This window comes from Roseibium sp. (assembly GCF_050301095.1).
Lineage (GTDB): Bacteria > Pseudomonadota > Alphaproteobacteria > Rhizobiales > Stappiaceae > Roseibium.
Genome location: NZ_JBNKYW010000011.1, coordinates 1 through 5,807, shown reverse-complemented (window position 1 = coordinate 5,807; position 5,807 = coordinate 1). Strand labels below are relative to the sequence as shown.

Here is a 5,807-nt window from a genome sequence, read left to right as displayed (position 1 = left end):
GAGGACGAGCCCACGGGCTTCTTCGTTGCCCGCACCGCGATCATTGCCGCCGCGCTGATCTTTGTCATGTACAAGCTGTCCCTGTTCCGTGGCCTGCCCAACGTGCTGATCACCATGGGTGTCCTGACGGTCATCTACGCTTTCATCACGGAAACGACGACGGTCGGCCGCCGCATTTATGCCCTTGGTGGCAACCAGAAGGCCGCCAAGCTTTCCGGAATCAAGACCGAACGCCTGACCTTCCTGGCCTTCACCAACATGGGCGTGCTGGCGGCCGCCGCCGGTCTCGTCTTCGCGGCCCGTCTCAATACGGCGACACCGAAGGCCGGCTTTGCGCTTGAACTCGATGTGATCGCGGCGGTTTTCATCGGCGGCGCCTCCATGTCCGGCGGGGTCGGCACGATTATCGGCGCCGTCGTCGGGGCCTTCCTGATGGGCGTCTTGAACAATGGCATGTCGATCATGGGGATCGGCATCGATTACCAGCAGATGATCAAGGGTCTCGTCCTGCTCGCAGCGGTGATCTTCGACGTCTACAACAAGAACAAGCAGGGTTAAGAGGATGCTGATTTCCCAGATTCTGGATGATACGGGCGCGATAGCCGTTGTCGTGCGCAACGGCAGCGAAGCCTCGATCCTGAAAGGTGTTGGAACCACCTACGAACTTGTCCAGGAAGCCATCGGCAAGGGCCAGAGCCTTGCCGAATGCATCCGTGGCCATGAGCTTGGTGCGGCAGTGGACCTTGAAAAACTGGCGGCGGAAAAACGCCTCCTGCTGCCGCTCCATCATCCCGATGCCGCCCATATGCATCTGACCGGTACAGGGCTAACCCATCTTGGTTCGGCGGCGACGCGCGATGCCATGCATGCAAAGGCCGAAGAAGAGGATACCCATGTCACGGACAGCATGAAGATGTTCCGCATGGGGCTGGAAGACGGACGGCCCGAGCCCGGACGCATCGGTGTTCAGCCCGAGTGGTTCTACAAGGGCAACGGCAGCTCGGCGGTAGCCCCCGGCGCAGACCTGGTCAGTCCCGGCTTTTGTGAAGATGGCGGCGAGGAACCGGAAATCGCAGGGGTCTATGTTGTAGGCCCAGACGGTACGCCGTTCCGGGTCGGCTTTGCCCTGGCCAACGAGTTTTCCGACCATGTCATGGAACGGCAGAATTATCTCTACCTTGCCCATTCCAAATTGCGCCCGGCCTCTTTCGGACCCGAGCTACTGGTCGGCGACTTGCCGGAAAGTGTTGAAGGCACGAGCCGTATCATTCGCGGCGGCGAGGTGCTCTGGGAAAAACCGTTTCTCTCCGGGGAAGCCAACATGTCCCACACGCTGGCCAATCTGGAACATCACCATTTCAAATACGGGCTCTTCCGCCAGCCGGGGGACGTGCATGTCCACATGTTCGGCACGGCGACGCTTTCCTTCGCGGACGGGATTTCCTGCAGGGAAGGGGACGAGATCGAACTTTCCGCCCCAGGTTTCGGTGTGCCACTGAAAAATCGCCTGGCTTTCGAGCCTGCGGAAACTGCTGCCACGCAAGTAAAAGTGCTCTGAAAATGACTTTCAAACCGGCAAAATGGCCGCGCAAGCTGCGGTCGACCGAGTGGTTCGGCGGCACCAGCCGCGACCACATCTATCATCGCAGCTGGATGAAGAACCAGGGGCTGCCGGACGATCTGTTCGACGGCCGCCCGGTCATCGGCATCTGCAACACATGGTCCCAGCTGACGCCCTGCAACGCGCATCTGAGAGACCTTGCCGAGCGGGTGAAGCACGGCATCTACGAGGCCGGTGGTTTTCCGGTAGAGTTCCCGGTGTTCTCGACCGGCGAGAGCACCCTGCGCCCGACAGCGATGATGTTCCGCAACCTTGCCAGCATGGATGTGGAGGAGGCGGTTCGCGGCACGCCGCTCGACGGCGTTGTCCTGCTTGTCGGCTGTGACAAGACCACGCCGTCGCTGCTGATGGGGGCGGCTTCCGTCGATATTCCGGCCATCGTCGTTACCGGCGGACCGATGCTGAACGGCTGGTTCCAGGGCGAGCGTGTCGGTTCGGGCACGCATCTGTGGAAATTTTCCGAGGCTGTAAAGGCGGGCGAGATGACCCAGGAGGAATTCCTGGAAGCGGAAGCCGCCATGAGCCGGTCGCCGGGAAGCTGCAACACCATGGGGACCGCCTCGACGATGGCCTCCATGGCCGAAGCCCTCGGCATGGCGCTTTCCGGCAACGCAGCCATTCCCGCCGTCGACAGCCGCCGCCGCGTCATGGCGCATCTTTCCGGCCGCCGCATCGTGCAGATGGTGAAGGACGACCTGAAGCCGTCAGACATCCTGACCAGGCAGGCCTTCGAAAATGCGATCCGCACCAACGGCGCCATCGGCGGTTCGACCAACGCCGTCATTCACCTTCTTGCCATTGCGGGCCGCGTCGGCGTGGATCTGTCGCTCGACGACTGGGACCGGCTCGGCCGGGACATCCCGACCATCGTCAATCTAATGCCATCGGGCAAATACCTGATGGAGGAATTCTTCTACGCAGGTGGCCTGCCGGTCGTGATCAAGCGCCTTGGCGAAGCGGGCCTGCTCAACAAGGACGCCATCACGGTCGCCGGCGAAAGCATGTGGGACCAGGTCAAAAATGCGAAGAACTGGAACGAAGACGTTATCCTGCCGGTTGAAAAGGCCCTGACGAGCCAGGGCGGCATCGCGGTTCTGAAAGGCAACCTGGCACCGAAGGGAGCCGTCCTGAAACCTTCGGCCGCGTCAGCGCATCTGTTGCAGCACCGGGGCCGGGCCGTGGTCTTCGAGGACATCGACGACTACAAGGCCAAGATCAACGACGATACGCTCGACATCGATGAGACTTGCGTCATGGTTCTGAAGAATTGCGGACCCAAGGGCTATCCGGGCCTGTCGGAGGTGGGCAACATGGGTCTACCGCCGAAGGTTCTGAAAAAAGGCATCACAGACATGGTCCGCATCTCCGATGCGCGTATGTCCGGCACGGCCTATGGCACGGTAGTCCTGCACACGTCTCCGGAAGCGGCCGCGGGCGGTCCCCTGGCGGTGGTGCGCGACGGAGACATGATCGAACTGGATGTGCCGAACCGGCGCCTCCATCTCGACATTTCCGAGCAGGAACTGGCAGAGAGGCTGGAAGCCTGGAAGCCGACGCACCAGGTGCCGGAAAGCGGTTATGCAAAACTGTTCCATGATCATGTACAAGGCGCCGACACCGGCGCGGATTTCGATTTTCTAAGAGGCTGCCGTGGCTCGGCAGTACCGAAGGATTCTCACTGATGGTTGAAAAACTGGCGCTGGTCGGCATTGGCAAAATTGCCCGCGACCAGCATATCCCGGCGATTGCCGGCAATCCGGACTGGTCTCTCGAGGCGGCGGTCAGCCGCCATGCGTCCGTGGATGGCGTTGATCACTTCGAGACGCTGGACGAGCTGCTCGAAAAACGTCCGGACATCAACACGATTTCGCTGGCGATCCCGCCGCAGCCGCGTTTCGAGTATGCCGCCAAAGCCTTGCGGGCGGGCAAGCACGTGATGCTGGAAAAACCGCCGGGCCAAAGCCTCGCCGAATGCTATACTCTGGAAGCGCTGGCGAAAGAAAACGGCGTCTCGATCTTCGCCACCTGGCACTCGCGCTATGCCGACTGCGTGCCGTATCTGAAGGAATGGCTCTCCCGCCGTACCATCAGGCGCCTGAAGATCACCTGGAAGGAAGATGTCCGGCGCTGGCACCCGGGGCAGGAGTGGATCTGGGAGCCGGGCGGCATGGGGGTCTTCGATCCGGGCATCAATGCGCTGTCGATCCTGACGGAAGTCCTGCCCTATCCGGTGCACCTGGCGGAGGCCGTGCTGGAGTTCCCGGAAAACCGGGCAACACCGATTGCCGCCAACCTGACCTTCGCCGACCCGGGCGGAGCGGACATGACGGCGGTCTTCGACTGGCGCCAGGAGGGGCCGCAAACCTGGGATATCGAGGTGGAGACGAATGACGGCAATGCGCGCCTGTCACTTGGCGGTGAGAGGCTGGAAATCGGAGGCAAATTGTTCAAGGAAGGCTCCAACCACGAATATGCCAACCTTTATGCCCGGATGGCGGAGCTCATCAAGTTGGGTGCAAGCGACCTGGACCTCACGCCGATGGTCCATGTCTGCGACGCCTTTTCCCTTGGGCGGCGGCTCAACACGGAGCCGTTCGAATTCTGATTTTGGTATGAAACCGGAAGGTTTGTCATGACGTTTACACCACACGGAAAACATCTCATTGCCGGACAATGGGTGGAAAGCGACCGGAAATTCAGTTCAGAGCCGGCGCACGGTCAGGCTCGCGAGTTCTCGGCGGGAACCGTCGAGCAGGTCGATGCGGCCTGCCGGGCGGCGGAAGAAGCGTTCTGGAGCTACGGCTATCTGCCCAGTGAAGACAGAGCCAGGTTCCTGAACGCGATTGCCGACGAGATCGAAGCGCGCGCAGAAGCCATCACCGAAATCGGCACTTCGGAAACGGGCTTGCCCGAAGCCCGCCTGCAGGGGGAACGTGGCCGCACCACCGGTCAGCTGCGCCTGTTCGCCTCCCACATCCTGAAAGGCGATTACCGCGATTTCCGCCATGACGAGGCTCTGCCGGACCGCCAGCCTCTGCCCCGGCCGGATCTCAAGCTGATCCAGCGCCCGTTCGGTCCCGTGGCCGTCTTCGGCGCCTCCAACTTCCCGCTGGCCTTTTCCACCGCGGGCGGCGATACCGCGTCCGCCCTTGCCGCAGGATGTCCGGTCGTCGTCAAGGGGCATTCAGCGCATCCGGGAACCGGTGAAATCATTGCCGAGGCGGTTCAAGCCGCCATCAAGTCCTGTGGACTTCATCCGGGTGTCTTTTCCCTGATCCAGGGCGGCAACCGCGCTGTCGGTCAGGCGCTCGTGCAGCATCCTGCCATTACCGCGGTCGGCTTTACCGGATCTCTGGGCGGAGGCCGCGCCCTCTTCGATCTTTGCGCACAGCGCCCCGTGCCGATCCCTTTCTACGGCGAACTCGGCTCGGTCAATCCGATGTTCCTGCTGCCGGAAGCCGTGAAGGCGCGTGGCGAGGCCATCGCAAAAGGCTGGGCCGGATCGTTGACCATGGGGGCAGGGCAGTTCTGCACCAATCCCGGGATCGCTCTGGTCATCGACGGACCGGATGCGGATGCCTTCGTCAATGCCGCCGTCGAGGCCCTGGGCGGGATCGGCAGCCAGACCATGCTGACCGACGGGATTGCAGACGCTTACCGCTCCGGCAGCCGGCGCGTTGCCGCATCGACCGGCATTCGCGAACTGATCGGCACGTCCTGTGAAACCAGGGAAGCGGCGCCTTACCTCTTCGAGACGAGTGGCGAGGCCTGGCTTGCCAACGAGGAACTGGCCGAGGAGGTCTTCGGCCCTCTTGGCATCATTGTCCGGGTGAAGGATACAGATCAGATGCGCCGGATCGCGCTGCAGCTTGAAGGCCAGCTGACCTGCACGCTGCATATGGACGACGGTGATTTGGGCCTTGCCCGGCAGCTCACCCCGATCCTGGAACGTAAGGCCGGGCGGCTGCTGGCAAACGGGTTCCCGACCGGCGTGGAGGTTGCAGATGCCATGGTCCACGGCGGGCCTTATCCGGCCTCCACGAACTTTGGCGCCACCTCCGTCGGCACGCTGGCCATCCGCCGCTTCCTGCGACCCGTCTGTTACCAGAACATGCCGGACGCGCTTTTGCCCACAAGCTAGACTGTAGGGAAAAGTCAGCGACTGATATCGTTAAGGTCGGGAGCG

General features: G+C 62.1%; 5 protein-coding genes. All 5 read left to right on the top strand.

Annotation, left to right across the window (positions count from 1 at the left end):
• Positions 1-558: ABC transporter permease subunit (locus tag ACQY7U_RS00610; protein WP_428640952.1), on the top strand; the 558-nt coding region annotated here is incomplete at its 5' end.
• Positions 559-562: 4 nt separating this feature from the next.
• On the top strand, positions 563-1,558 hold the full coding sequence (araD1, locus tag ACQY7U_RS00605) for an AraD1 family protein (protein WP_428640951.1): 996 nt from the start codon (positions 563-565) through the stop codon (positions 1,556-1,558).
• 2 nt (positions 1,559-1,560) lie between these two features.
• The gene (araD, locus tag ACQY7U_RS00600) at positions 1,561-3,303 is read left to right on the top strand and encodes an L-arabinonate dehydratase (RefSeq protein WP_428640950.1); all 1,743 of its coding nucleotides are present in this window, start codon (positions 1,561-1,563) and stop codon (positions 3,301-3,303) included.
• Entirely contained in the window at positions 3,303-4,226 is a 924-nt protein-coding gene (locus tag ACQY7U_RS00595) for a Gfo/Idh/MocA family protein (RefSeq protein WP_428640948.1), read from the top strand. The genes araD and ACQY7U_RS00595 overlap by 1 nt, the downstream gene beginning before the upstream one ends.
• Before the next feature lie 27 nt (positions 4,227-4,253).
• Positions 4,254-5,762: an aldehyde dehydrogenase (NADP(+)) gene (locus tag ACQY7U_RS00590; RefSeq protein WP_428640946.1), complete on the top strand. Its 1,509-nt coding sequence runs from the start codon at positions 4,254-4,256 to the stop codon at positions 5,760-5,762.
• The last annotated feature ends 45 nt before the right edge of the window (positions 5,763-5,807 follow it).

Excerpts from the sequence above, each read along its gene's own strand:
- araD1 (WP_428640951.1), top strand. The coding sequence starts at position 563 with ATGCTGATTTCCCAGATTCTGGATGATACGGGCGCGATAGCCGTTGTC.
- araD (WP_428640950.1), top strand. The coding sequence starts at position 1,561 with ATGACTTTCAAACCGGCAAAATGGCCGCGCAAGCTGCGGTCGACCGAG.
- ACQY7U_RS00595 (WP_428640948.1), top strand. The coding sequence starts at position 3,303 with ATGGTTGAAAAACTGGCGCTGGTCGGCATTGGCAAAATTGCCCGCGAC.
- ACQY7U_RS00590 (WP_428640946.1), top strand. The coding sequence starts at position 4,254 with ATGACGTTTACACCACACGGAAAACATCTCATTGCCGGACAATGGGTG.